The organism is Streptomyces sp. NPDC004647 (genome assembly GCF_040609575.1).
Taxonomy (GTDB): Bacteria; Actinomycetota; Actinomycetes; order Streptomycetales; family Streptomycetaceae; genus Streptomyces.
Genome location: NZ_JBEXKU010000002.1, coordinates 107,192 through 133,057, shown reverse-complemented (window position 1 = coordinate 133,057; position 25,866 = coordinate 107,192). Strand labels below are relative to the sequence as shown.

The following is a 25,866-nucleotide window of genomic DNA, read 5'->3' as shown; positions in this document are numbered from 1 at the left end:
TCGCCGGTCTTTCTCCAATTCCCGTGCGAGTCACATCACAGGGCCGGAACATGAATACGGAAATGATCAGCCGAATTAACTCCGCGCCGAGGTCGTCGAATTACCCGGGCGGGCGCCCGCGGGCAACTGCTGGACGTCTGCTGGGCGGCGCCGGGCGTCCGCGGGCCGTACGGTCCCTGGCTCGATGTCCGTGCCAGGATGGCTTGAACAGTTGACCGATGATGTGTCACCCGGGGCCGATGGGTAACGGGTTGGTGGCACCATGGTCCAAACGGGGGAGTGCGGGGCATGCTCCCCTGGCCGGTGAACCGTTCCGACCGAGGGTGTGACCGTTGTGGCCATTTCGCTGTCTGTGGTGGTGCTGTTGGCGATCATCCTGGTGGTGATGATCCGCGGGGGTTCGATCAAGGCCGGGCCCGCCATCGTGGCGGCGCTGTTCGGCTTCTTCCTGGCCTCGACCGAGATGGCCCCGTCGATCAACCGGTTCATGAACTCGATATCCGAGACGATCAGCCAGATCAGTTTCTGAGCCGGGACCGGTCGACGGTCCCGGCTCAGCTGCTCACCGGCTGCTCTAACTGCCGCTGGGGCTGCTTCGGCGCGCGAGCGCGTCCCGTACGGCGTCCTCGGTCCGCGCGACCGACGCCGTGCCGTCGTCCGCCGTGATGATCGGCCGCTGGATCAGCCGCGGGTGTGCCGCGAGTGCCCCGATCCACCGCTCGCGCTCCGCCGGCTCGCGCGGCCAGGCGCGCAGCCCGAGCTCCTCGGCCTCGGCCTCCTGGGTACGGGCGATGTCCCACGGCTCCAGCCCCAGCCGGTCCAGGACCGCACGCAGCTCGTCCGTGCTCGGAGGGTCGTCCAGATAGCGCCGGACGGTGTACTCGGCGCCCTCCTCGTCGAGGAGGTGTACGGCGGACCGGCACTTCGAACACGCGGGGTTGACCCAGATCTCCATGCCGGGCACCTTAGCCACCCGCCTCACCGCCCTGAAAAGAGTGGTGTCCCGAGGGGCGGGGCTGGGTACGCGCCCACGTGATCACCGAGCGGGATGCCAATGAAGTGGTGTGAATCCCGTGAAAGCACCGAAGAGGGAGGAAGCGGTATGTCCTCGAAGCGGCGCCGCAAGAAGAAGGCTCGTCGTAAGAACGCCGCCAACCACGGTCGGCGGCCTCAGTCCTGAGCGCGGCACGGTCACCAAGGTTCGGAGAAGGGCGGTCCCTGCCGGGGTCGCCCTTCTCCGTGCACGGATTGAACTTCGTGTGCGGAGTGATCGCGAACGAGGAGGCGGCACCGGAGGCGGCACCAAGGGGCGGGAAGTGCTGATGCTGATACCGCCCCGGGAAAGACAACGGGAAAGACAACGGGCCAGGTCCGAGAAGAATCCCTCTGACCTGGCCCTTCGTCGTGTGGAGCGGGCGACGGGAATCGAACCCGCGTAGCCAGTTTGGAAGACTGGGGCTCTACCATTGAGCTACGCCCGCGTACGCCGCACGCCGTGAGGGCTGCGGCACACGGAGTGCATCGTAGCGGGTCCGTGCGGCTCCACGCACACCACATCACCCGCGCAGCAAAGCGGCAGCCGGACCGCGTCCGGGCATGTACCCTTCGTGTCGCACCAGCGGGGTGTGGCGCAGCTTGGTAGCGCGTCCGCTTTGGGAGCGGAAGGTCGTCGGTTCGAATCCGGCCACCCCGACCAGCAAGATCACGTGAACAGCAAGATCGCGTTGTGGGGCTGATCCCGCTTGCGGTTACTATGCAAGCTGCGTGCCCGTGTGTCTGTCTACCGGTCGCAATCCGCTGGAATCTCAGCAGAACCCCAGAAGTCAGCCCCCAAGGAGACCCAACCGTGAAGAGCGCCGTGGAGACCCTGAACCCGACTCGGGTTCGGCTCACTGTCGAGGTGCCCTTCGAGGAGCTCAAGCCCAGCCTCGACGCGGCGTACAAGAAGATCAACCAGCAGGTCACGGTGGCGGGCTTCCGCAAGGGCAAGATCCCGGCCCGTGTCATCGACCAGCGGTTCGGCCGCGGTGCTGTGCTGGAGGAGGCCGTCAACGACGCCCTTCCGAAGTTCTACACCGAGGCGGTCAACGAGGGTGACCTCAACCCGCTCGGCCAGCCCGAGGTCGACATCACCGAGCTGAAGGACGGCGAGCTGCTGTCGTTCACCGCTGAGGTGGACATCCGCCCGGCCATCGAGATCCCGGACTACTCCGGCATCGAGGTCGAGGTCGACGCCGTCGAGGTCGGCGACGAGGAGGTCGAGAAGGCCGTCGAGCAGCTCCGCGAGCGGTTCGCCTCCACCTCCCCGGTCGAGCGCGCCGCCGCCGAGGGCGACGTCGTGACGCTCGACCTCGAGGCCAAGGTCGACGGTGAGGTCCTGGAGGACGGCGTCGCTCAGGGCGTCAGCTACACCGTCGGCTCCGGCGAGCTCCTCGAGGGCATCGACGAGGCCGTGACCGGCCTCGAGGCCGGTGGCACCGCGACCTTCACCACCGAGCTCAAGGGCGGTACCGCCGAGGGCAAGGAGGCCGAGGTCAAGGTCGACGTCACCGCCGTACAGGCCCGGGAGCTGCCCGAGCTCGACGACGACTTCGCCCAGCTGGCGAGCGAGTTCGACACCCTCGAAGAGGTCAAGGCGGACAGCCGCAAGCGCCTCGAGCAGTCGAAGAAGTACGAGCAGGCCACCCAGGCCCAGGAGAAGGTGCTCGACGCCCTCATCGCGCTGGTCGAGGTCCCGATCCCCGAGAAGCTCCTCGAGGACGAGATCCAGACCCGCAAGCACAACCTGGAGAACCACCAGCTCGGGCAGATGGGACTGGACCTCGAGGCGTACCTCAAGATCCAGGACAAGTCCGCCGAGGAGTTCGACGCCGAGCTCAGGGAGCAGGCCGAGAAGGGCATCAAGACCCAGTTCATCCTCGACGAGCTCGTCTCCAAGGAGCAGCTGTCGGTCGGCCAGGAGGAGCTCACCGAGCACCTCATGCGCCGTGCGCAGTCCTCCGGTATGAGCCCTGACCAGTTCGCGCAGGCCGTCGTCGAGGGCGGCCAGGTGCCGATGCTCGTCGGCGAGGTCGCCCGCGGCAAGGCTCTCGCGGTGGTCGTCGAGGCCGCCACCGTCAAGGACACCAACGGCGAGGTCGTGGACCTGGACGAGGAGGACGAGACCGCCGAGACGGTCGAGGCCTCCGACGAGAGCGGCAAGGGCGAGAAGGCCGCGGACGAGTCCGGGGACGAGAAGTCGGAGGCCTGAGCCCCGCTTCTCCTGTAGCCCGTACGGTGGGCCCGGACGTGATCACACACGCCCGGGCCCACCGGCGTCTCGGGGGCCCGCTGCGGCGCCCGCGTTCGGGGCCGGGGAGCCGGTCGCGGCCGTGCCGTGACGAGGGCTCGGACCGCCCCGAGCCTGCGCTCACAGCGAACAGTTCTCAATGCGGGATGGCGTTGTCCGACCTGCGCGTTAGGGTCCGTAGATACGAGGGCAGGGGAGTCTCCGGAAGGCGACGGAGAGCGGCCGGTGCGACCGGCCCCTACGCCCCAAGAAAGACGCTGGGACGGCGCGCGGCCGTCAAACAACGAGCAGGTGGATACGTGACGAATCTGATGCCTTCCGCCGCCGGCGAGCCGACCATCGGTGGCCTCGGCGACCAGGTCTACAACCGGCTGCTCGGGGAGAGGATCATCTTCCTCGGCCAGGCCGTCGACGACGACATCGCCAACAAGATCACGGCGCAACTGCTCCTTCTTGCCGCTGACCCGGACAAGGACATCTTCCTCTACATCAACTCCCCGGGCGGCTCGATCTCGGCCGGCATGGCGATCTACGACACCATGCAGTACATCAAGAACGACGTGGTCACCATCGCGATGGGCCTCGCGGCCTCGATGGGTCAGTTCCTGCTGAGCGCGGGCACCCCGGGCAAGCGCTTCGCGCTGCCGAACGCCGAGATCCTGATCCACCAGCCCTCGGCGGGCCTGGCCGGATCAGCCTCGGACATCAAGATCCACGCCGAGCGACTGCTCCACACCAAGAAGCGGATGGCGGAGCTGACCGCCCTGCACACCGGCCAGACCGTGGAGCAGATCACCCGGGACTCGGACCGTGACCGCTGGTTCTCCGCCGAGGAGGCCAAGGAGTACGGCCTGATCGACGCCGTCTACCAGGCCGCGGCGAACATCCCGGGCGGGGGCGGCACCGGGGCGTGACAGCTCCCCACGCCACTCCAGCCGACCTCAGCCCATTGATCGTCTCCAGGACGGTGAACTCTTCCATGAACAACTTCCCCGGCAACGGCCTGTACCAGGGCCCGGTGGCCGAGTCCCGATACGTCGTGCCGCGCTTCGTCGAGCGCACCTCGCAGGGCGTGCGCGAGTACGACCCGTACGCGAAGCTCTTCGAGGAGCGCGTGATCTTCCTTGGCGTGCAGATCGACGACGCCTCGGCCAACGACGTCATGGCGCAGCTGCTGTGCCTGGAGTCGATGGACCCCGACCGGGACATCTCGATCTACATCAACTCCCCGGGCGGCTCCTTCACCGCGCTGACTGCGATCTACGACACCATGCAGTTCGTCAAGCCCGACATCCAGACGGTGTGCATGGGCCAGGCGGCGTCCGCCGCGGCCGTGCTGCTCGCCGCCGGCACGGCCGGCAAGCGGATGGCGCTGCCGAACGCCAGGATCCTGATCCACCAGCCGTACAGCGAGACCGGCCGCGGCCAGGTCTCCGACCTGGAGATCGCGGCCAACGAGATCCTGCGGATGCGCGCGCAGCTGGAGGAGATGCTGGCCAAGCACTCCACCACGCCGATCGAGAAGATCCGCGACGACATCGAGCGCGACAAGATCCTCACTGCCGAGGAGTCGCTCGAGTACGGTCTGATCGACCAGATCGTGTCCACCCGCAAGACCTCCGTCGGGATGGGCTGACCCTCTCCGGTCAGGTACGTCGCCCCTTGGGCCGGTCCCGGTCAAGTGAACCGGCCCAAGGGGGGCCCGCACGGGGGGCCCGGCAAGGTACCGTCGATAGGCAAGCACCCGGGTCTGCGCAAGTGATGCAGATCCCAGGCGAAGGGGAAGCACCTCGTGGCACGCATCGGTGACGGCGGCGACCTGCTCAAGTGCTCGTTCTGCGGCAAGAGCCAGAAGCAGGTGAAGAAGCTCATCGCAGGTCCCGGTGTGTACATCTGCGACGAGTGCATCGATCTCTGTAACGAGATCATCGAGGAGGAGCTCGCCGAGACCTCCGAGGTGCGGTGGGAGGAACTCCCGAAGCCTCGCGAGATCTATGAGTTCCTCGAGGGCTATGTCGTCGGCCAGGAGGCTGCCAAGAAGGCGCTGTCGGTCGCGGTCTACAACCACTACAAGCGGGTGCAGGCCGGCGAGAGCGGACAGAACGGGCGTGACGACGGCATCGAGTTGGCGAAGTCCAACATCCTGCTGCTCGGCCCCACGGGCTCCGGCAAGACCCTGCTGGCGCAGACCCTCGCCCGGATGCTCAACGTCCCCTTCGCCATTGCCGATGCCACCGCACTCACCGAAGCGGGCTACGTCGGCGAGGACGTGGAGAACATCCTGCTGAAGCTGATCCAGGCCGCCGACTACGACGTCAAGAAGGCCGAGACCGGCATCATCTACATCGACGAGATCGACAAGGTCGCCCGCAAGAGCGAGAACCCGTCGATCACGCGCGATGTCTCCGGCGAGGGCGTCCAGCAGGCCCTGTTGAAGATCCTGGAGGGCACGACCGCCTCCGTTCCGCCGCAGGGTGGCCGAAAGCATCCGCATCAGGAATTCATCCAGATCGACACGACGAACGTGCTGTTCATCGTGGGCGGTGCGTTCGCAGGACTGGAGAAGATCATCGAGTCGCGGGCGGGCGCGAAGGGCATCGGCTTCGGCGCGACCATCCGCTCCAAGCGCGAGATCGACTCCTCCGACCACTTCCGCGAGGTCATGCCGGAGGACCTGGTGAAGTTCGGGATGATCCCGGAGTTCATCGGCCGGCTCCCGGTCATCACCAGCGTCCACAACCTCGACCGCGAGGCGCTGCTCCAGATCCTTGTCGAGCCGCGCAACGCGCTCGTCAAGCAGTACCAGCGGCTCTTCGAACTCGACGGTGTGGAGCTGGAGTTCGACCGCTCGGCGCTCGAGGCCATCGCCGATCAGGCGATCCTGCGCGGGACCGGTGCGCGGGGCCTGCGCGCCATCATGGAAGAGGTCCTGATGTCGGTGATGTACGAGGTGCCGTCGCGGGCGGATGTCGCGCGGGTCGTCATCACCGAGGAGGTCGTGCACTCCAACGTGAACCCGACGCTGGTCCCGCGCGAGCCGCGAGGACTCGGCAAGGACGAACGCCACGAGAAGAGCGCGTAGCGCAGCAGTCGTCTTCGATACGAGAAGGGGGGGCCCCCCCCCGCCGCCGCCCCCCCCCCCCGGGCGGCCGCCGCGGCAACCGGTTCGCCGCGGCAGCATGCCGACGAGCTCCTGGTGTCGGCGGCGTCCGCCGCCACCGCTGTGGCCGCGGGCCTGGCCATCGTCCTCAGCGTCGTGGCTGCGCGGCGCCGTAAGCGCCGTTGAGCCGGAGCGGCAGCGGTTCCGCCTCCGCCTGACCGACCGTGCGGAGCCCGCCCGCCCCCGGGCCGGGTGTCCGGGCGCTCCCACAGCCCCACCACCACCGCACGGGCTCTCCACCCACCGCTCGTACGGGCCGCACCGCTCGTATGGGCCGCACCGCTCGTACGGGCCGGGGCGGTTGTCGCGAACCATTCCGCGCCCGGTGAGCGATTCCGTACCCGGTGAGCGCGCCGTGCGCGGTCACCGCCGACCGCACCGCCGACCACAGCGGGGGTTCCCTCGGCCGAGCCCGCCGCAGGCGACAGCGCATACCCGCGGCCATGCCACCGCACCCCGAACTGTCATCCCGCGCCAGTAGGGTGAGGGGCATGGCAGACCCCAGCAGCTACCGACCCAAGCCGGGACAGATCCCCGACTCGCCGGGGGTCTACAAGTTCCGCGACGAGCATCGCCGGGTGATCTACGTCGGGAAGGCGAAGAGCCTGCGCCAGCGGCTCTCCTCGTACTTCCAGGACCTCTCCGGGCTGCATACGCGCACTCGCACCATGGTCACCACCGCGGCCTCCGTCGAGTGGACCGTCGTATCCACCGAGGTCGAGGCGCTGCAGCTCGAATACTCCTGGATCAAGGAGTTCGACCCGCGCTTCAACGTCAAGTACCGCGACGACAAGAGCTACCCGTCCCTCGCCGTCACCCTGAACGAGGAATTCCCCCGCGTCCAGGTGATGCGCGGCCCCAAGCGGAAGGGTGTGCGCTACTTCGGCCCGTACGCCCACGCCTGGGCCATCCGCGAGACCGTCGACCTGATGCTCCGGGTCTTCCCCGTGCGGACCTGCTCCGCCGGCGTCTTCAAGCGCTCCGCGCAGATCGGCCGCCCCTGTCTGCTCGGCTACATCGGCAAGTGCTCCGCGCCCTGCGTCGGCCGCGTCACGCCCGAGGAGCACCGCGAACTCGCCGAGGAGTTCTGCGACTTCATGGCAGGCCGCACCGGAACGTATCTGCGCCGCCTGGAGCAGCAGATGCGGGACGCCGCGGACACCATGGAGTACGAGAAGGCGGCCCGGCTTCGCGACGACATAGAGGCGCTGCGCCGCGCCATGGAGAAGAACGCGGTCGTCCTGGCCGACGCCACCGACGCCGATCTGATCGCGGTCGCCGAGGACGAGCTGGAGGCCGCCGTCCAGATCTTCCACGTCCGCGGAGGCCGGGTACGCGGCCAGCGCGGCTGGGTCACCGACAAGGTCGAGGCCGTCAGCACCGCCGGACTCGTCGAGCACGCGCTCCAGCAGCTCTACGGCGAGGAGAGCGGCGAGGGCGTCCCCCGCGAGGTCCTGGTCCCCGCCCTGCCCGACCCGGTCGAGCCGATCGCCCAGTGGCTGGCCGGACACCGCGGCTCGAACGTCAGCCTCCGCATTCCCCAGCGCGGCGACAAGAAGGACCTGATGGCGACCGTGGAGCGCAATGCCCAGCAGGCGCTCGTACTGCACAAGACCAAGCGCGCCTCCGATCTGACCACCCGCTCGCGGGCCCTGGAGGAGATCACCAAGGCCCTGGAGCTGGACTCCGCGCCACTGCGCATCGAGTGCTTCGACATCTCCCACCTCCAGGGGGACGACGTGGTGGCCTCGATGGTGGTCTTCGAGGACGGCCTGGCCCGGAAGAGCGAGTACCGCCGCTTCCAGATCAAAGGCCGGGTCGGAGACGCGCAGATCTGGCACGGTGCGGGGCAGGACGACGTGCGGTCGATGCACGAGGTCATCGCACGCCGCTTCCGCCGCTACGTGCTGGAGAAGCAGAAGACCGGCGAGTGGGACGAGGAGGCCGGCGGCGAGGTCGACGCCGACGCCCCGCCCGGCGGTCCCGTCGACCCCGAGACCGGCCGCCCACGCCGCTTCGCCTACCCGCCGCAGCTCGTGGTCGTGGACGGCGGGCAGCCGCAGGTCGCCGCCGCCCGGCGGGCCCTGGACGAGCTCGGCATCGACGACGTGGCCGTCTGCGGCCTGGCCAAGCGCCTCGAGGAGGTCTGGCTGCCGAACGAGGACGACCCCGTCGTGCTGCCGCGCAGCAGCGAAGGGCTCTACCTCCTGCAGCGCATCCGCGACGAGGCCCACCGGTTCGCGATCACGTACCAGCGCAGCAAACGCAGCAAGTCGATGCGCGCCGGGCCACTCGACACGGTCCCCGGCCTCGGCGAGAGCCGCCGCCAGGCGCTGCTCAAGCACTTCGGTTCGCTCAAGCGGCTGCGGGCCGCCACCATCGACCAGATCTGCGAGGTGCCCGGCATCGGCCGGAAGACGGCCGAGACCGTCGCGGCGGCCCTCGCGGGGGCGGCGCCCGCCGCCCCGGCGGTGAACACCGCGACAGGAGAGATCATTGAAGATGAGGCCGCAAGCGCGGTGTCCTCATCGGAACGGGGGCGAGAGGGATGACCGGGATCGACGGAGACGGAGCACAGGTGAGTACGGGCACGACGGCGGAGGGCGGCGCGGAGGCGCCCGCCATCCCCGAGTTGGTGATCATCTCCGGTATGTCCGGCGCGGGGCGCAGCACCGCGGCCAAGTGCCTGGAGGACCTCGGCTGGTTCGTGGTCGACAATCTGCCGCCCGCCCTGATCCCCACGATGGTGGACCTCGGCGCCCGCTCGCAGGGCACTGTGGCCCGGATCGCCGTCGTCGTCGACGTCCGGGGCCGCCGCTTCTTCGACAACCTGCGCGAGTCGCTCTCCGCCCTGGACGCCAAGAACGTCAAGCGCCGGGTGATCTTCCTGGAAGCCTCCGACGACTCGCTGGTCCGCCGCTTCGAGTCGGTACGGCGCCCACACCCGCTGCAGGGCTCGGGGCGGATCGTCGACGGCATCGCCGCGGAGCGCGATCTGCTGCGCGAGCTGCGCGGCGACGCCGACCTGGTGATCGACACCTCCAGCCTCAACGTCCATGAGCTGCGCGCCAAGCTGGACGCCCAGTTCGCGGGCGAGGAGGAGCCCGAGCTGCGCGCCACCGTCATGTCCTTCGGCTACAAGTACGGCCTGCCCGTCGACGCCGACCTGGTGGTGGACTGCCGCTTCCTGCCGAACCCGCACTGGGTCCCCGAGCTGCGCCCCTTCACCGGACTGCACACCGAGGTGGCGAGCTATGTCTTCAACCAGCCGGGCGCGAAGGAGTTCCTGGACCGCTACGCCGAGCTGCTCCAGCTGATCGCCACCGGCTACCGCCGCGAGGGCAAGCGCTATGTGACCGTCGCCGTCGGCTGCACCGGCGGCAAGCACCGCAGCGTCGCCATGTCCGAGAAGCTTGCTGCCCGCCTCGCCGCCGAAGGCGTGGAGACCGTCGTCGTCCACCGCGACATGGGGCGCGAGTGACGAGCGGACGAACCTCACGGCTGCGGCGGGTACGGCAGCTGGTCCCGGAGCGTACGGGCCGGACCACGGGCCGTACGACTTTCAGACGCGGCGCGCAGCCCAAGGTCGTCGCGCTCGGCGGCGGGCGGGGCCTGTCGGCCTCGCTCGCCGCGCTGCGCCGGATCACCGGTGACCTGACCGCGGTGGTCACCGTCGCCGACGACGGGGGCTCCAGCGGACGCCTCCGCGACGAGCTAGGTGTCCTGCCGCCCGGCGACCTCCGCAAGGCGCTCGCCGCGCTGTGCGGCGACGACGAATGGGGCCAGACCTGGGCGCAGGTCATCCAACACCGCTTCGCGAGCGAGGGCGACCTGCACGGCCACGCCGTCGGCAATCTGCTGATCGTCGCCCTCTGGGAGCAGCTCGGCGACCACGTCAAAGCCCTGGAGTGGGTCGGCAGACTGCTCGGCGCGCACGGCAGGGTGCTGCCCATGTCGGCCGTCCCGCTGGAGCTCCAGGCGCTGGTACGGGGCCATGATCCCGCCCGGGCCGACGAGGTCACCACCGTCTGCGGCCAGGCCACCGTCGCGCTGACCCGCGGGGAGGTGCAGTCGGTCCACCTGGTGCCGGCCGACCCGCCCGCCGTCCCCGAGGCCGTCAAGGCGGTGCTCGACGCCGACTGGGTGGTTCTCGGTCCGGGGTCGTGGTTCTCGTCGGTGATCCCGCACCTGCTGGTGCCGGATCTGCTCGACGCGCTGACGGAGACCAAGGCCCGACGGGTGCTCTCGCTCAACCTCGCACCGCAACCCGGCGAAACCGAGGGGTTCTCTCCGCAGCGTCATTTGGAGGTTTTGGCCCGACACGCCCCTAAACTCGCCTTCGACGTGGTGCTGGCCGACGAGGATGCCGTGCCCGACCGGAAAAGCCTGATCGAAGCCGCCCAGCGGCTCGGCGGCGCGGTCGAGCTGGCGCCGGTCGCCGCACTTGAGGGCAGCCCCCAGCCCGAGGCTGGGGGAGGCTCACCAAGGCACGACCCGGAGCTGCTGGCCGCCGCGTACGACCGTATTTTTCGGATGCATGGAAGGATCGGCCCATGGCGATGACGGCAGCGGTGAAGGATGAAATTTCCCGGCTCCCCGTCACCCGGACCTGCTGCAGGAAGTCGGAAGTTTCGTCGATCCTGCGGTTCGCAGGCGGACTGCACCTGGTCAGCGGCCGGATCGTGATCGAGGCGGAGCTGGACACCGGCATCGCGGCCCGGCGGCTGCGCAAGGACATCCTGGAGATCTTCGGACACGCGTCCGACCTGGTGGTCATGGCCCCGGGCGGACTGCGGCGCGGCAGCCGTTACGTCGTACGGGTGGTGGCGGGCGGTGATCAGCTGGCGCGGCAGACCGGGCTGGTCGACGGCCGCGGCCGCCCGATCCGCGGGCTGCCGCCCCAGGTCGTCTCGGGTGCCACCTGTGACGCCGAGGCCGCCTGGCGCGGCGCGTTCCTGGCGCACGGCTCACTCACCGAGCCCGGCCGGTCCTCCTCACTCGAGGTGACCTGCCCGGGGCCCGAGGCGGCTCTCGCGCTGGTCGGCGCGGCCCGCCGGCTCGGCATCGCGGCCAAGGCGCGCGAGGTGCGCGGCGTGGACCGGGTGGTCGTACGGGACGGCGACGCGATCGGGGCCCTGCTGACCCGGCTCGGCGCTCATGAATCGGTGCTGGCCTGGGAGGAGCGGCGGATGCGCCGCGAGGTGCGCGCCACCGCCAACCGGCTCGCGAACTTCGACGACGCCAACCTGCGCCGCTCGGCGCGGGCAGCGGTGGCGGCAGGTGCGCGGGTCCAGCGGGCGCTGGAGATCCTGGGCGAGGAGGTGCCCGAGCACCTGGCCGCCGCCGGCAGGCTGCGGATGGAGCACAAGCAGGCGTCGCTGGAGGAGCTGGGCGCGCTGGCGGACCCGCCGCTGACCAAGGACGCCGTCGCGGGCCGTATCCGCCGGCTGCTCGCCATGGCCGACAAGCGCGCCCAGGACCTCGGCATCCCCGGCACCGAGTCGAATCTGACCGAGGAGATGGCCGACGGCATGGTCGGCTGACCGGCAGGTCACGGGGCAACTGACCGGCCACGCAAGGCAGTCGGAGCCGCCCCGGGCGGTGCTGCGCGCACAGCATCGCTGACGCTCCGTGTCCGGGCCGCCCGATGTCACCCGAACCGCCCGGGAGGGGTAGGGTCGGGGGTGGTCGGGGACATCCCATACAGCTCGCCGGCGTACAAACCGGCGTACCAACGAGGAGATCGGTTTCGTGACGATCCGCGTAGGCATCAACGGCTTCGGCCGCATCGGCCGCAACTACTTCCGCGCGCTCCTTGAGCAGGGTGCGGACATCGAGATCGTCGGTGTCAACGACCTGACCGACAACGCCACCCTGGTGCACCTGCTGAAGTACGACACCATCCTGGGTCGGCTGAAGCATGAGGTCAGCCACACCGACGACACCATCACGGTGGGCGGCCAGACCTTCAGGACGATGGCCGAGCGCGACCCGGCGAAGCTCCCCTGGGCCGAGCTCGGCGCCGACATCGTCATCGAGTCCACCGGCATCTTCACCAAGCGCGACGACGCGGCCAAGCACCTCGCCGCCGGTGCGAAGAAGGTCCTCATCTCGGCCCCGGCCAAGAACGAGGACATCACGATCGTGATGGGCGTCAACCAGGACAAGTACGACGCCGCCAAGCACGACGTCATCTCCAACGCCTCCTGCACCACCAACTGTGTGGCGCCGATGGCCAAGGTCCTCGACGAGAGCTTCGGCATCGTCAAGGGCATGATGACGACGGTCCACGCGTACACCAACGACCAGCGCATCCTGGACTTCCCGCACTCGGACCTGCGCCGCGCCCGCGCCGCCGCGGAGAACATCATCCCGACCTCCACGGGTGCCGCCAAGGCGACCGCGCTGGTCCTCCCGCAGCTCAAGGGCAAGCTGGACGGCATCGCCATGCGCGTCCCGGTCCCGACCGGCTCGGTGACCGACCTCGTCCTGGAGCTCGACCGCGAGGTCACCAAGGACGAGATCAACTCCGCCTTCCAGAAGGCCGCCGAGGGTCAGCTCAAGGGCATCCTGGAGTACACCGAGGACCCGATCGTCTCCTCGGACATCGTCAACTGGCCGGCCTCCTGCACCTTCGACTCCGGCCTGACCATGGCCCAGGGCAAGCAGGTCAAGGTCGTCGGCTGGTACGACAACGAGTGGGGCTACTCCAACCGCCTCGTCGACCTGACCACCTTCGTCGGCGGTCGGCTCTGATCGCAGGGGCAGCCAACTCGATGTGAGGACAGGGCTCGCGCAGCGCACAGCGCGAGCCCTGTTTTTGCCCTTTCTGCGGCTGTACCCGCCGTGGAACTGAAGGTTGTTGCGTTCCGCGTGAGAGTCGCGTCGCTACCTGGGAGTCCACAGATATGAAAACGATCGATGAGCTCATCGACGAGGGTGTGGCGGGCAAGAGGGTCTTCGTCCGCGCCGACCTCAATGTGCCGCTCGACGGCACGACCATCACCGACGACGGCCGTATCCGCGCCGTCCTGCCGACCATCGCCAAGCTCGCCGGCGCGGGCGCCAGGGTGGTCGTCGCCTCACACCTGGGCCGTCCCAAGGGCGCCCCGGACCCGCAGTTCTCGCTGGCCCCCGCCGCCAAGCGGCTCGCCGAACTCCTCGACAAGGGTGTCGCGTTCGCGACCGACACGGTCGGCGAGTCCGCCCGGGCCACTGTCGCCGGCCTCGCCGACGGCCAGGTCGCGCTGCTGGAGAACCTCCGCTTCAACCCCGGTGAGACCAGCAAGGACGACGCCGAGCGCGGCGCCTTCGCCGACCAGCTCGCCGCGCTGACCGACAGCTACGTGGGGGACGGCTTCGGCGCCGTGCACCGCAAGCACGCCTCGGTCTACGACCTCCCAGCCCGGCTCCCGCACGCCGCGGGCGGCCTGATCGCCACCGAGGTCGCCGTACTGAAGAAGCTGACCGAGCACGTCGAGCGCCCGTACGCGGTGGTGCTCGGCGGCGCCAAGGTCTCCGACAAGCTCGGGGTCATCGACCACCTGCTGGAGAAGGCCGACCGCATCCTCATCGGCGGCGGCATGGCGTACACCTTCCTCAAGGCCCAGGGCCACGAGATCGGGACCTCGCTGCTCCAGGACGACCAGGTCCCCGCGGTGGTGAAGTACCTGGAGCGCGCCGAGGCCAAGGGCGTGGAGTTCGTCCTCCCCGTCGACGTACTGGTCGGTCGCGAGTTCCCGGACCTGAAGACCAAGGCCCCGGCCGACCCGACGGCCGTCACCGTGGACGCCATCCCGGCGGATCAGATGGGCCTGGACATCGGTCCCGAGAGTCGCAAGCTGTACGCTTCGAAGCTCGCCGACGGGGCCACCGTCTTCTGGAACGGCCCGATGGGCGTCTTCGAGCACCCCGACTACGCCGAAGGCACCCGCGCGGTCGCCCAGGCCCTGATCGACAGCCCCGCTTTCACTGTCGTCGGCGGTGGCGACTCGGCCGCGGCCGTTCGCACCCTGGGCTTCGACGAGAGCGCATTCGGCCATATTTCCACCGGCGGCGGCGCGAGCCTCGAATACCTCGAGGGCAAGACGCTCCCCGGCCTCGCAGCACTGGAGGACTGACCCCCTGATGAGCAGCCGCACCCCGCTGATGGCGGGCAACTGGAAGATGAACCTCAACCACCTCGAGGCCATCGCGCACGTCCAGAAGCTTGCCTTCGCCCTGACCGAGAAGGACCACGAGGCCGTCGAGGTCGCGGTCCTTCCGCCGTTCACCGACCTGCGCTCGGTGCAGACCCTGGTCGACGGCGACAAGCTGAAGATCGTCTACGGTGCCCAGGACATCTCCGCGCACGACTCGGGCGCCTACACCGGCGAGATCTCCGGCCCGATGCTGTCCAAGCTGAAGTGCACCTATGTCGCCATCGGGCACTCCGAGCGCCGCCAGTACCATGGCGAGGACGAGGAGATCGTCAACGCCAAGGTGAAGGCTGCGTTCCGTAACGACCTGACTCCGATCCTGTGTGTCGGAGAGGGCCTGGACGTCCGCAAGGCGGGCAACCAGGTCGCGCACACCCTCGCCCAGGTCGACGGCGCGCTGAAGGACATCCCGGCCGGACAGGCCGAGACGATCGTGATCGCGTACGAGCCGGTGTGGGCCATCGGCACCGGCGAGGTCGCCACCCCGGAGGACGCCCAGGAGGTCTGCGGTGCGATCCGCGGGCGGCTGGCCGAGCTCTACAGCCAGGATCTGGCCGACAAGGTCCGGATCCAGTACGGCGGCTCGGTGAAGTCCGGGAACATCGCCGCGATCATGGCCCAGCCGGACGTGGACGGGGCGCTGATCGGCGGCGCCGCGCTGGACGCGGACGAGTTCGTCAAGATCGTCCGATTCCGGGACCAGTAAGTAGGCCGAAAGCCGTACTCCGTCGTACCCTGTCGGGGGCTGGGTGGTGCACAACAGTCACCGTCCGGCCCCCGTCGACCGTCACAGTCCGAGAGAGTTGGTCCAGCCGTGATTATGGGGTTCTCGATCGCCCTGATCGTCTTCAGCCTGCTGATGATGCTGCTGGTGCTGATGCACAAGGGGAAGGGCGGCGGTCTTTCCGACATGTTCGGCGGTGGCATGCAGTCATCCGTGGGTGGCTCCTCGGTCGCCGAGCGCAACCTCGACCGGATCACCGTGGTGCTCGGTCTGCTGTGGTTCGCGTGCATTGTCGCCCTCGGTCTGCTGATGAAGCTGGACAGCTGACCACGCCGTCTGACGCACCGTCGCAAGCGCGGCCTATCATGGGGCTTGCGTCCGCGGGGCGGGGTGTGTAACTCCTGTCACTGGACGCGCGTTGGGCCTTACGTAGACTGGGGCGCCCGCGGCGGAGCTGTTCATCGACGCTCCGCAGCACCATCACGCAGGGAGTTACGACCGTGGCAAGTGGCAACGCGATCCGTGGAAGTCGGGTCGGAGCGGGGCCGATGGGTGAGGCCGAGCGGGGCGAATCCGCAGCGCGCCTGCGCATCACGTTCTGGTGCTCGAACGGGCACGAGACGCAGCCGAGCTTCGCCAGCGACGCGCAGATTCCGGAAACTTGGGACTGCCCGCGCTGTGGCTTCCCGGCCGGCAAGGACCGGGACAACCCGCCGGCCCCGCCGCGCACCGAGCCGTACAAGACGCACCTCGCGTACGTACGGGAGCGGCGCAGCGACGCCGACGGGGAGGCGATCCTCGCCGAGGCCCTCGCCAAGCTGCGCGGCGAGATCTAGTGCCCCTCCCGGCAACGTTCGCCCCGTCGCGCCGCCCGGCACGCACTCCCCCACCCTTCGGCCGGGTGGGGGCGCCCCCAGCGGTAGCTGGGGGAGTGCCCCCAGCCGCGTTGGCCAAAAGCCCCGGCAGCTCCGCTACGAGGGCTTCCGGCCGCCTTGCGATCGCACGCACCGGACGACGCTCCCTGACGGGCCAACGTTGCCGGTCGCGGCACTAGCAGCTCCTCGCTCGCTCGAGCATCCATATGGCCCGGTTCGCAGGGAATCCCCTGTCGGCCGGGCCAGTGGCGTTCCCGGGCAGGACCGGGAACGACCGGCACTGTCCGTGACCGTCGGTAGTGTCGCGACAGCAGTCGTTCCACGGGCCGGAAGGGGAGCCACGGCGGCAGCCGACGCGGGCTCGGAGGATTCCCTGGGCTCCGTGCGACCGCTGCCGGGGCCGGGCCGGGGGAGGAGCAGGGGAGGGACCGGGCCGGGGCCGGAGGCCGGGGCCGTCGGCGCCCGCGTGGCGGGGCGGGTTCGGCCGGCTGTGGGCGGCTGCTGGGCCGGGTCAGCGCGGCGTTCCGTACGCTCTCGATCGCGGGCACGCCCCTCGGTGCGCTGCTCGGCGGGGTGACCGCCGCGGCGTGGGGGCCCAACACGCCCACGCTTGCGGCCGCCGCCCTGGGCACCGGAGGCGTCACCGCGCTGACACCCGCACTTGGCCGCGGCGACAGCGGACAGACGCCTCGCGCCCGCTCCTGATCAATTAAGTTGGGACGCGCAGCGGGGCAGGTACGAGAAGAAGTGGGCTGATGTCGGAGATGAACGCAGAAGGCCGTACCCGGCTCGACCGGTTGCCGGAGTGGATCGCGTTGGGTAAGCACCGGGAGCAGTTGGGGGAGGTGCAGCTGCGGGAGCTGTTCGAGGGCGACCCCGATCGCGGCGAGCGCTACTCCCTGCGGGTCGGCGATCTGGAGCTGGACTACTCCAAGCACTTGATCACGGACCAGACGCTGCGGCTGCTCCGCGAGCTGGCGGCGGCGACCGGGGTCGCCGCTCTGCGCGACGCGATGTTCCGCGGCGAGAAGATCAACGTCACCGAGAACCGCGCGGTGTTGCACACCGCGCTCCGCGCCCCGCGCGATGCGGTCGTCGAGGTGGACGGCGAGAACGTCGTGCCGCGTGTGCACGCGGTGCTCGACAAGATGGCGGGCTTCGCCGATTCGGTGCGCACGGGTAAGTGGGCCGGTTCCACCGGCCGCCGGATCAAGAACATCGTCAACATCGGCATCGGCGGCTCGGACCTCGGCCCGGCGATGGCCTACGAGGCGCTGCGCCCGTACACCGACCGTGCCCTGACCTTCCGGTTCGTCTCCAATGTCGACGGCGCGGATCTGCACGAGGCGGTGCGGGACCTGGACCCGGCCGAGACGCTGTTCATCGTCGCCTCGAAGACCTTCACCACCATTGAGACGGTCACCAACGCCACCTCTGCCCGCACATGGTTGCTGGACGGGCTCGGCGGGTGGGGGCACCCCCGGTCGGAGACTGGGGGAGAGTCCGCGGTGCCGTTCCATTTCGTGGCGCTGTCCACGAATGCGGCCGAGGTGGCGAAGTTCGGCATCGACACAGAGAACATGTTCGAGTTCTGGGACTGGGTCGGCGGGCGCTACTCCTTCGACTCGGCCATTGGCCTCTCCCTGATGATCGCCATCGGGCCGGCCCGGTTCCGTGAGCTGCTGGAGGGCTTCCACCTCGTCGACGAGCACTTCCGCACCGCTCCGCCGGAGGCCAACGCTCCGCTGCTGCTGGGCCTGCTCGGCATCTGGTACAACAACTTCCACGATGCGCAGTCGCACGCCGTACTGCCCTACAGCCACTATCTGTCCAAGTTCACCGCCTACCTCCAGCAACTCGACATGGAGTCCAACGGCAAGTCGGTCGACCGCAACGGCGAGCCGGTGAACTGGCAGACCGGGCCGGTCGTCTGGGGCACCCCGGGCACCAACGGCCAGCACGCCTACTACCAGCTGCTGCACCAGGGCACGAAGGTCATCCCGGCCGACCTCATCGGCTTCGCGAACCCCGTCCACGAGCTGAGCCCCGAACTCGCGGCGCAGCACGATCTGCTGATGGCCAATCTCTTCGCGCAGGGCCAGGCCCTCGCCTTCGGCAAGACCGCCGAGGAGGTCGCGGCGGAGGGCGTGCTCGCGGAGCAGGTGCCGCACCGCACCTTCCGCGGAAACCACCCGACCACCACGATTCTGGCGAAGGAGCTGAGCCCCTCCGTGCTGGGCCAGCTGATCGCGCTCTACGAGCACAAGGTGTTCGTGCAGGGCGCGGTGTGGAACATCGACTCCTTCGACCAGTGGGGCGTCGAGCTGGGCAAGGTGCTGGCCAAGCGCATCGAGCCGGTACTGACGACCGGCACCGGCGGCGAGGGCCTGGACAGCTCCACCGCCGCCCTGGTGGCCCGCTACCGCTCGCTTCGCGGGCGCTGAGGTTCGGTGACCCGTGCCAGGAAGGCGCGGGTCCGCGGGTGGTCCGGACGCACCAGTACGTCGTCCGGGCCGCCCTCCTCCACCACGCTCCCGCCGTCCATGAACACCACCCGGTCGGCGACTTCCCGCGCGAAGCCCATCTCGTGGGTGACGACCATCATCGTCATGCCCTCGTCCGCCAGCCGGCGCATCACCGCCAGCACATCACCGACGAGCTCAGGGTCGAGCGCGCTCGTCGGCTCGTCGAACAGCATCAGCTCGGGCCCCATCGACAGCGCCCGAGCGATCGCCACCCGCTGCTGCTGCCCGCCCGACAGCTGCGCCGGATAGCTGCTCTCCTTCTCCCCGAGCCCGACCTTCGCGAGGTTCTCCCGCGCGGTCGCTGCCGCCTCCTCCTTGCCGCGCCGCAGTACCCGCCGCTGCGCGACCGTCAGATTCTCCAGCACCGTCAGATGCGGAAAGAGGTTGAAGGACTGGAAGACCATGCCGATCCGGCGGCGCACCCGGTCGATGTCCACATCCGGATCGGTGATGTCGACCCCGCCCACCAGTACGGTGCCGGCCGTCGGCCGCTCCAGCAGATTCGCGCAGCGCAGCAGCGTCGACTTCCCCGACCCCGACGGCCCGATGACACACACCACCTCGCCGTACGCGATCCGGAAGTCGATGCCGCGCAGCACTTCCAACTCGCCGAACGACTTGTGCAGCCCCTGGATCTCGATGGCCGCGCCCGCCCTAGCCGGGTCCTTCGTCATCGCCGTGTCGTCCGCCATCGCGTCCGTCTCACCGGGCCTTCGCATGCCGGGCCTCCAGCCGCCGCACGAGCAGCCCGAGGGGGATGGTGACGAGCAGGTAGCACAGCCCCGCGACGAAGATCGGCGTGGTGTTGGCTTCCTGACTGGCCAGGTCCCGCCCGAATTTGGTCAGTTCGCGCTCCTGCAGGGTGACGCCGAGGAACAGCACCAGCGAGGAGTCCTTGAAGAGCAGCACCAGTTCGTTGGTGAGCGGCGGCACGATGATCCGGAAGGCCTGCGGGATGACGATCGAGCGCATCGCGCCCGCGTACGACATGCCCAGCGTCCTGGCCGCCTCCATCTGGCCGCGCGGCACTGCCTGGATGCCGGCCCGGATGGTCTCCGCCATGTACGCGGCCGAGACCAGGCCCAGCGCGCACGCCACCTGCCCGTACGTACCGCCGGGGAAAACCAGCCCGGGGAACGCCAACGGCACCCCCACCCCGACGAAGATGAAGATCAGCAGGGCCGGCAGGCCGCGGAAGAACTCGATGTACGCCATCGCCAGCCACCGGTACGGGCCCACCGACGACAGCCGCATCAGTGCCACCACCAGCCCGAGCACCAGCCCCACGCCGAAGCCGGTGAGGGTGTAGACGACCGTGTTCCACAGCGCGACCGTGATCAGGTCGGGGAACAACTGCCCCGCCACGGACGGATCGAGGAACTGCTCCTGGAGCCGCCGCCAGTCGGCGAGCGTCGCGAGCAGTACCAGCGCCACTGCGAACACCGCGTACTGCGCACCGCGCGCCATCCGCCGTCGGCGCCGCGGTGACATGGGCCCGCTCACTTGTCGGCGTCGCCCTTCGGCATCGGGCCGACCCACTTCTCGTGGAGCCTCGCGTACGTACCGTCCTTGCGGGCCTTCCCGATCGCCGCGTCGATCTTCTTCAGCAGCTCCGGGCTGCCGCCCTTCTTCACCGCGAATCCGTACTGCTCACCGGTGTCGAGGTTGGCCGCGAGAGTGAACTTCGCGGAAGTGGCGGAGTCCTTCAGCCAGTTCCGCACAACAGGGTAGTCCTGGATGATCACATCGACCTGCCCCGTCCGCAGGCCGTTCAGCTCGGCGTCGGAGGACTCGAAGGACTTCGAATCGAAGCCCGCCTTGCGCGCGAGGTCCTCGCCGGTCGTCGAGGACTGCGAACCCAGCTTCAGCTTCTTCGACTTCACGTCGTCCAACGACCGGACATCCAGGCCCTTGCGTGCCAGCAGCGCCTGGGTGGCGTCGAAGTAGGGCACCGAGAAGTCGAGATTCTGCTTGCGCTCATCGGTGATGGTCATGCCGGCGGCCGCGACATCGCAGATGCCGGCGTTGAGATCCGCGCCGGTCTTGATGGTCTCGAAGGACTTGTCGACCACCACCTGCTCGACACCCAGGTCCTTCGCCACCAGATCGATCATGGCCACATCGAAGCCGACGACCTTCCCGCTCTTCTCGAACTGGAAGGGCGGATACGGGAGATGGGTGCACGTCGTGATCTGCCCGGCCTTGACCAGCTTCACGCCCTTGACGGTGGCCGACTCCGAGCCGCCGGATCCGCACCCGGCGGCGAGCAGCGCCGTGGACGCCGTCAGGGCCAGGAGTACGGGCCGGCGGCGCGCTCTGCTGCTGGGCGGATTCATCGGTACCCCTGTACGTCGGCGCCATGAGATCGCACAGCCTGTCGCATGTACCGGACACGTGTCCAGAGCCCGAGAGCATCCCAGTTCGGCGGGGCCGCGGCGATGTGACCACAACCCCGAAGACACCGGTGCCCCAAGGCCAGGAGCGGCCTCGGGGCACCGGACACGGGGTCACATGTCAGGAAGTCACCTGTCAGGGGGAGGCAGGCGGATACAGGTCACGTGGCAGACCCGACGCCGCGGCCGCGTCGAGCAGCCACAGCGTCCGGCGGCGGCCGTACGCCCCCGCGGCGGGCGCCTGCACCTCACCCGCTCCGGACAGGGCGATGGCCGCGGCCTGCGCCTTGTCCTCGCCCGCCGCGAGCAGCCACACCTCGCGCGCGGCACGGATCGCGGGAAGCGTGAGCGTGACCCGGGTCGGCGGCGGTTTGGGCGCGCCCCGTACCCCCACCACCGTCCGTTCGGTCTCCCGCACCGCGGGCAACTCCGGGAAGAGCGAGGCCACATGTGTATCCGGGCCGACACCCAGCATCAGCACGTCGAACGAGGGGACCGGGGCGTGGTTCTCATGCCGGGCCGCACCGGCGAGTTCGGCCGCGTACGCCTCCGCCGCGGACTCCACGTCGTCGCCGTACGGTCCGTCCGACGCGGGCATCGGATGCACCCGCTTCGTATCCAGGGGCACCGCGTCGAGCAGCGCGTGACGGGCCTGGGTGTCGTTGCGCTCCGGGTGACCCTCCGGGAGGAAGCGCTCATCGCCCCACCACAGGTCCAGCCGCGACCAGTCCACCGCGTCCCGCGCCGGAGCCTCGGCGAGCGCGGCCAGCAGACCGTTGCCGTTCCGCCCGCCGGTGAGCACCACCGAGGCGGAGCCGCGGGCGGCCTGGGAGTCCACGATCTTCGTGATCAGCCGGGCCGCCGCGGCCTTTGCCATCAGCTCCTTGTCGCGGTGCACCACCACCTGCGGAGCGCTCACGTGGATGTCGCCTTCCTGGCGGAGGTGTTCTTGGCCGGGGCCGCCCCGGCGCCCTTCCCGGTCGTGGGAGCAGGCTTCTCCCCGCCGTCCTGCGTACGCCCGGAGCCCGGCCCCGAGGGGGAGGTGGCGTCGGCGGCCGATCCGCCCTCGATGACGCTCCGGCCCAGTTTGGTCAACACGAACTTCACCGAGGACGCGTACATCTCGTCCGGGTCGAGCCGCCGCAGCTCCTCGGCGATCAGCTCGGCGGTGTCCCGCCGGTGCAGCGCCACATGGCGGTCCGGCTGCCCGGGCATCGCCAGCTCCGCCAGCGAGCCGTCGGCCCGGTCCAGGCAGATCGTCCCGTCACGGGTCTCCAGGCGCACCGCCGTCAGCCCGGGGCCCTCGGACACCGTGCGCTCGACCGGTACGCCCAGCCGGTCGGCGAGCCACAGCGCGAGCAGTTCGCTGCTCGGGTTGTACGCCTCGCCCTCGACCACCGCGGACTTGATCGCGGAGTGCTTCTGGTCCAGGGCTGCCGCGAGGACGCTGCGCCACGGTGTGATCCGGGTCCAGGCCAGGTCGGTGTCGCCCGGGCTGTAGGTCTGCGCCCGCAGCGCCAGCGTGGTGGCCGGGTCCTCGGTGGCCGCCGCGTCGGTGATACGGCGCGCGGCCAGCTGTCCGAGCAGATCCTCCTGGGGGTGCTCCGGGGCGTCCTCCGGCCACCACACCACCACCGGGGCGTCCGGCAGCAGCAGCGGCAGCACCACCGAGTGGGCGTGGGCCGCGAGTTCACCGTGCAGCCGCAGCAGCACCGTCTCGCCGGTGCCCGTCTCGCCGCCGACCCGCACCTCCGCGTCCAGCCGTGCCATTTTGCGGTCGCGGGGCGAGCGCCCGGGCCGCTTGATGACCACGAGGATGCGGGACGGGTGCTCCTTGGACGCCTCGCTCGCGGCCCTCAGCGCGTCGTAGTGGTTGCCCTCGTCGGTGACGATGACGAGGGTGAGCACCATGCCGACGGCCGGGGTCCCGGTCGCCCGGCGCGCCTTGACCAGAGCGTGGTTGATCTGGCTGGAGGTGGTCTCCGTGAGATCGATGTTCATGGTCGCCGCCAGCTCCGTCCGTCTCGTGCGAGCATCTCGTCAGCGGACTTGGGCCCCCACGTCCCGGCGGTGTACTGCTCGGGCTTGCCGTGCTTCTCCCAGTACGCCTCGACCGGATCGAGGATGCGCCAGGACTCCTCCACCTCCTGGTGGCGCGGGAACAGGTTGGAGTCGCCCAGCAGCACATCGAGCAGCAGCCGCTCGTACGCCTCGGGGCTGGACTCGGTGAAGGACTCGCCGTACGCGAAGTCCATGGTCACGTCGCGGATCTCCATGGAGGTGCCGGGCACCTTGGAGCCGAACCGGAGGGTGATGCCCTCATCCGGCTGCACCCGGATGACCAGGGCGTTCTGCCCGAGTTCCTGGGTGTCGGTGGTGTCGAAGGGGGAGTGCGGCGCGCGCTGGAACACGATCGCGATCTCGGTGACCCGGCGGCCGAGGCGCTTGCCGGTCCGCAGGTAGAAGGGGATGCCCGCCCAGCGGCGGTTGTCGATCTCCAGCTTGATCGCGGCGTAGGTGTCGGTGCGCGACTGAGGGTCGATGCCCTCCTCCTCGAGGTAGCCGAGTGCCTCCTCGCCGCCCTGCCAGCCGTGCGCGTACTGGCCGCGCACGGTGTGCTTGCCCAGCTCCCTCGGCAGTTTGACCGCCTTGAGGACCTTCAGCTTCTCGGTGACGAGCGCCTTGGCGTCGAAGGAGGAGGGCTCCTCCATGGCGGTCAGGGCCAGCAGTTGGAGCAGATGGTTCTGGATCACATCGCGGGCGGCGCCGATGCCGTCGTAGTAGCCGGCACGGCCGCCGATACCGATGTCCTCGGCCATCGTGATCTGTACGTGGTCGACGTACGACCGGTTCCACAGCGGCTCGAACATCGTGTTGGCGAAGCGCAGCGCCAGGATGTTCTGGACCGTCTCCTTGCCCAGGTAGTGGTCGATCCGGAAGACATCGCTCGGCCGGAAGACCTCATGGACGATGTTGTTGAGCTCCTGGGCGCTCGTCAGGTCGTGGCCGAAGGGCTTCTCGATGACCGCGCGCCGCCAGGAGTCGCCGGGGGCCTCCGAGAGGCCGTGCTCCTTCAGCTGCTCCACGACGGTGGGGAAGAACTTGGGCGGGACCGACAGATAGAAGGCGAAGTTGCCGCCCGTGCCGCGCGCCTTGTCCAGCTCTTCTATCGTCGACTTCAGCTTCTTGAACGCGTCGTCGTCGGAGAACGAGCCCGGTACAAAGCGGAAGCCCTCGGCCAGCTGCTGCCAGACCTCCTCGCGGAACGGGGTCCGCGCATGCTGCTTGACCGCGTCGTGGACGACCTGGGAGAAGTCCTCGTGCGCCCAGTCGCGGCGGGCGAAGCCGACCAGGGAGAACCCCGGCGGCAGCAGTCCGCGGTTGGCCAGGTCATAGACGGCAGGCATCAACTTTTTCCGGGACAAATCGCCCGTGACGCCAAAGATGACCAGGCCGGACGGCCCCGCGATACGCGGGAGCCGCCGGTCCTTCGGGTCACGCAGCGGGTTGTCGCCGTGCGCGGACGATGAGGTCAAGTCACTCCTCCGGAGGAGCGAGGCGCTTGAGCTCCGCCTCGGTGGACTTCAGCAGGTCGTTCCAGGCCGTCGCGAACTTGTCGACGCCCTCGTCCTCCAGGAGCTGCACCACCTCGTCATAGGAGATCCCCACGCCCTCGAGCGCGTCGAGATCGGCCCGTGCCCGCTCGTACGTGCCGCTGACGGTGTTACCGGTGATCTCGCCGTGGTCGGCGACGGCTTCGAGGGTGGCCTCGGGCATGGTGTTCACGGTGCCGGGGGCCACCAACTCGTCGACGTACATCGTGTCCTTGTACGCCTTGTCCTTGACGCCGGTGGAGGCCCACAGCGGGCGCTGCCGGTTGGCGCCGGCCTTCTCCAGTGCCGCCCAGCGGTCGGAGCCCTGGACCGAGCCGACGACAGCGCCGAAGACCTCTTCGTACGCCTGGTAGGCGAGCCGGGCGTTGGCGATGGCGGCCTTGCCGCGCAGCTTCTTGGCCTCGTCGGTGCCCAGCGTGTCGAGCCGCTTGTCGATCTCGGTGTCCACGCGGGAGACGAAGAACGACGCGACCGACTCGATCTTGGAGAGGTCCAGGCCGGCGGCGTTGGCCTGCTCCAGGCCGGCGAGGTACGCGTCCATGACGGCGCGGTAGCGCTCCAGCGAGAAGATCAGCGTGACATTGACGCTGATGCCCTTGCCGACGGTCTCGGTGATCGCCGGCAGGCCCGCCAGGGTGGCCGGGATCTTGATGAAGGTGTTCGGCCGGTCCACCAGCCACGCGAGCTGCTTGGCCTCGGCGACCGTGGCCCGGGTGTTGTGGGCCAGGCCCGGGTCCACCTCGATCGAGACGCGGCCGTCCCGGCCGCCGGTGGCGTCGAAGACCGGCCGCATGACGTCGGCCGCGTCGCGGACGTCAGCTGTGGTGATCATGCGAAGGGCTTCTTCGACGGTGACCTGGCGGGCGGCGAGATCGGCGAGCTGCCGCTCGTATCCGTCGCCGCCGCCGGAGATCGCCTTCTGGAAGATCGACGGGTTCGTGGTGATGCCCACCACGTGCTGCTGGTCGATCAGCTCGGCGAGATTTCCGGATGTGATGCGATGGCGCGACAGGTCGTCCAGCCAGATCGCCACGCCTTCGTCGGAGAGGCGCTTGAGTGCGTCTGCCATAGGTGTTGCATCTCCTACT

At 69.3% G+C, this 25,866-nt stretch carries 23 protein-coding genes and 2 tRNA genes; 16 read left to right on the top strand and 9 right to left on the bottom strand.

From position 1 onward, the window contains the following. Nucleotides 1-334 precede the first annotated feature (334 nt). Nucleotides 335-529: a hypothetical protein gene (locus ABZW18_RS01475; protein WP_356180414.1), complete on the top strand. Its 195-nt coding sequence runs from the start codon at nucleotides 335-337 to the stop codon at nucleotides 527-529. A 45-nt stretch (nucleotides 530-574) separates the two neighbouring features. Here ABZW18_RS01475 and ABZW18_RS01470 read toward each other — a convergent pair whose 3' ends face one another. Together ABZW18_RS01470 and ABZW18_RS01465 are read right to left on the bottom strand one after the other, a co-directional pair. Continuing rightward, entirely contained in the window at nucleotides 575-955 is a 381-nt protein-coding gene (locus tag ABZW18_RS01470) for an ArsC/Spx/MgsR family protein (RefSeq protein WP_356180411.1), read from the bottom strand. 452 nt (nucleotides 956-1,407) lie between these two features. Further along, a tRNA-Gly gene (locus ABZW18_RS01465) sits at nucleotides 1,408-1,481 on the bottom strand. A 138-nt stretch (nucleotides 1,482-1,619) separates the two neighbouring features. On the opposite strand from ABZW18_RS01465, the gene ABZW18_RS01460 reads away from it, so the two are divergent. From ABZW18_RS01460 to pgi, 15 genes are all read left to right on the top strand, one after another. Continuing rightward, nucleotides 1,620-1,696 (top strand) — tRNA-Pro (locus ABZW18_RS01460). Between the two features lie 150 nt (nucleotides 1,697-1,846). Then, a complete protein-coding gene (gene tig / locus ABZW18_RS01455) occupies nucleotides 1,847-3,250 on the top strand; it encodes a trigger factor (RefSeq protein ID WP_356180408.1) in 1,404 nt (467 codons plus the stop codon). Between the two features lie 338 nt (nucleotides 3,251-3,588). Continuing rightward, complete coding sequence (locus ABZW18_RS01450) at nucleotides 3,589-4,203, top strand: ATP-dependent Clp protease proteolytic subunit (protein ID WP_356180406.1); 615 nt, start codon at nucleotides 3,589-3,591, stop codon at nucleotides 4,201-4,203. A 65-nt stretch (nucleotides 4,204-4,268) separates the two neighbouring features. Beyond that, the gene (locus ABZW18_RS01445; RefSeq protein ID WP_356180403.1) at nucleotides 4,269-4,925 is read left to right on the top strand and encodes an ATP-dependent Clp protease proteolytic subunit; all 657 of its coding nucleotides are present in this window, start codon (nucleotides 4,269-4,271) and stop codon (nucleotides 4,923-4,925) included. A 156-nt stretch (nucleotides 4,926-5,081) separates the two neighbouring features. Next, on the top strand, nucleotides 5,082-6,371 hold the full coding sequence (clpX, locus tag ABZW18_RS01440) for an ATP-dependent Clp protease ATP-binding subunit ClpX (protein WP_356180400.1): 1,290 nt from the start codon (nucleotides 5,082-5,084) through the stop codon (nucleotides 6,369-6,371). Nucleotides 6,372-6,940: 569 nt separating this feature from the next. Continuing rightward, nucleotides 6,941-9,001 (top strand): excinuclease ABC subunit UvrC, encoded by a 2,061-nt coding sequence (uvrC, locus tag ABZW18_RS01435; RefSeq protein ID WP_356180398.1) that lies wholly within the window; start codon nucleotides 6,941-6,943, stop codon nucleotides 8,999-9,001. Next, complete coding sequence (gene rapZ / locus ABZW18_RS01430; RefSeq protein ID WP_356180397.1) at nucleotides 8,998-9,930, top strand: RNase adapter RapZ; 933 nt, start codon at nucleotides 8,998-9,000, stop codon at nucleotides 9,928-9,930. Before uvrC ends, rapZ begins: the two co-directional genes overlap by 4 nt. After that, a complete protein-coding gene (yvcK, locus tag ABZW18_RS01425) occupies nucleotides 9,927-11,012 on the top strand; it encodes a uridine diphosphate-N-acetylglucosamine-binding protein YvcK (RefSeq protein WP_356180395.1) in 1,086 nt (361 codons plus the stop codon). Before rapZ ends, yvcK begins: the two co-directional genes overlap by 4 nt. Then, nucleotides 11,003-11,992, top strand: a complete 990-nt coding sequence (gene whiA / locus ABZW18_RS01420) for a DNA-binding protein WhiA (protein WP_356180392.1) — start codon at nucleotides 11,003-11,005, stop codon at nucleotides 11,990-11,992. Before yvcK ends, whiA begins: the two co-directional genes overlap by 10 nt. A 208-nt stretch (nucleotides 11,993-12,200) precedes the next feature. After that, on the top strand, nucleotides 12,201-13,205 hold the full coding sequence (gene gap / locus ABZW18_RS01415) for a type I glyceraldehyde-3-phosphate dehydrogenase (protein WP_356180390.1): 1,005 nt from the start codon (nucleotides 12,201-12,203) through the stop codon (nucleotides 13,203-13,205). Nucleotides 13,206-13,357: 152 nt separating this feature from the next. Beyond that, the gene (locus ABZW18_RS01410; protein WP_356180388.1) at nucleotides 13,358-14,569 is read left to right on the top strand and encodes a phosphoglycerate kinase; all 1,212 of its coding nucleotides are present in this window, start codon (nucleotides 13,358-13,360) and stop codon (nucleotides 14,567-14,569) included. 7 nt (nucleotides 14,570-14,576) lie between these two features. Further along, complete coding sequence (tpiA, locus tag ABZW18_RS01405; protein ID WP_356180386.1) at nucleotides 14,577-15,353, top strand: triose-phosphate isomerase; 777 nt, start codon at nucleotides 14,577-14,579, stop codon at nucleotides 15,351-15,353. Nucleotides 15,354-15,467: 114 nt separating this feature from the next. Further along, complete coding sequence (gene secG / locus ABZW18_RS01400) at nucleotides 15,468-15,698, top strand: preprotein translocase subunit SecG (RefSeq protein WP_356180383.1); 231 nt, start codon at nucleotides 15,468-15,470, stop codon at nucleotides 15,696-15,698. Nucleotides 15,699-15,871: 173 nt separating this feature from the next. Continuing rightward, entirely contained in the window at nucleotides 15,872-16,207 is a 336-nt protein-coding gene (locus tag ABZW18_RS01395) for an RNA polymerase-binding protein RbpA (RefSeq protein WP_356180380.1), read from the top strand. An 803-nt stretch (nucleotides 16,208-17,010) separates the two neighbouring features. Continuing rightward, on the top strand, nucleotides 17,011-18,690 hold the full coding sequence (gene pgi, locus ABZW18_RS01390) for a glucose-6-phosphate isomerase (RefSeq protein ID WP_356180607.1): 1,680 nt from the start codon (nucleotides 17,011-17,013) through the stop codon (nucleotides 18,688-18,690). On the opposite strand, the gene ABZW18_RS01385 is transcribed toward pgi, so the two are convergent. From ABZW18_RS01385 to tal, 7 genes are all read right to left on the bottom strand, one after another. After that, nucleotides 18,666-19,463, bottom strand: coding sequence for an amino acid ABC transporter ATP-binding protein (locus tag ABZW18_RS01385; protein WP_356180605.1), 798 nt, complete (start codon nucleotides 19,461-19,463; stop codon nucleotides 18,666-18,668). The two genes, pgi and ABZW18_RS01385, sit on opposite strands and share 25 nt — an antisense overlap. 10 nt (nucleotides 19,464-19,473) lie before the next feature. Further along, entirely contained in the window at nucleotides 19,474-20,262 is a 789-nt protein-coding gene (locus tag ABZW18_RS01380) for an amino acid ABC transporter permease (RefSeq protein ID WP_356180378.1), read from the bottom strand. Between the two features lie 8 nt (nucleotides 20,263-20,270). Continuing rightward, nucleotides 20,271-21,107 (bottom strand): transporter substrate-binding domain-containing protein, encoded by an 837-nt coding sequence (locus tag ABZW18_RS01375; protein WP_356180376.1) that lies wholly within the window; start codon nucleotides 21,105-21,107, stop codon nucleotides 20,271-20,273. 193 nt (nucleotides 21,108-21,300) lie between these two features. Continuing rightward, on the bottom strand, nucleotides 21,301-22,083 hold the full coding sequence (gene pgl / locus ABZW18_RS01370; RefSeq protein ID WP_356180373.1) for a 6-phosphogluconolactonase: 783 nt from the start codon (nucleotides 22,081-22,083) through the stop codon (nucleotides 21,301-21,303). Continuing rightward, the gene (gene opcA / locus ABZW18_RS01365) at nucleotides 22,080-23,165 is read right to left on the bottom strand and encodes a glucose-6-phosphate dehydrogenase assembly protein OpcA (RefSeq protein ID WP_356180370.1); all 1,086 of its coding nucleotides are present in this window, start codon (nucleotides 23,163-23,165) and stop codon (nucleotides 22,080-22,082) included. Before opcA ends, pgl begins: the two co-directional genes overlap by 4 nt. Continuing rightward, a complete protein-coding gene (gene zwf / locus ABZW18_RS01360) occupies nucleotides 23,162-24,700 on the bottom strand; it encodes a glucose-6-phosphate dehydrogenase (protein WP_356180367.1) in 1,539 nt (512 codons plus the stop codon). The genes opcA and zwf overlap by 4 nt, the downstream gene beginning before the upstream one ends. A 1-nt stretch (nucleotide 24,701) precedes the next feature. Continuing rightward, entirely contained in the window at nucleotides 24,702-25,847 is a 1,146-nt protein-coding gene (gene tal, locus ABZW18_RS01355; protein WP_356180364.1) for a transaldolase, read from the bottom strand. Nucleotides 25,848-25,866: the final 19 nt, after the last annotated feature.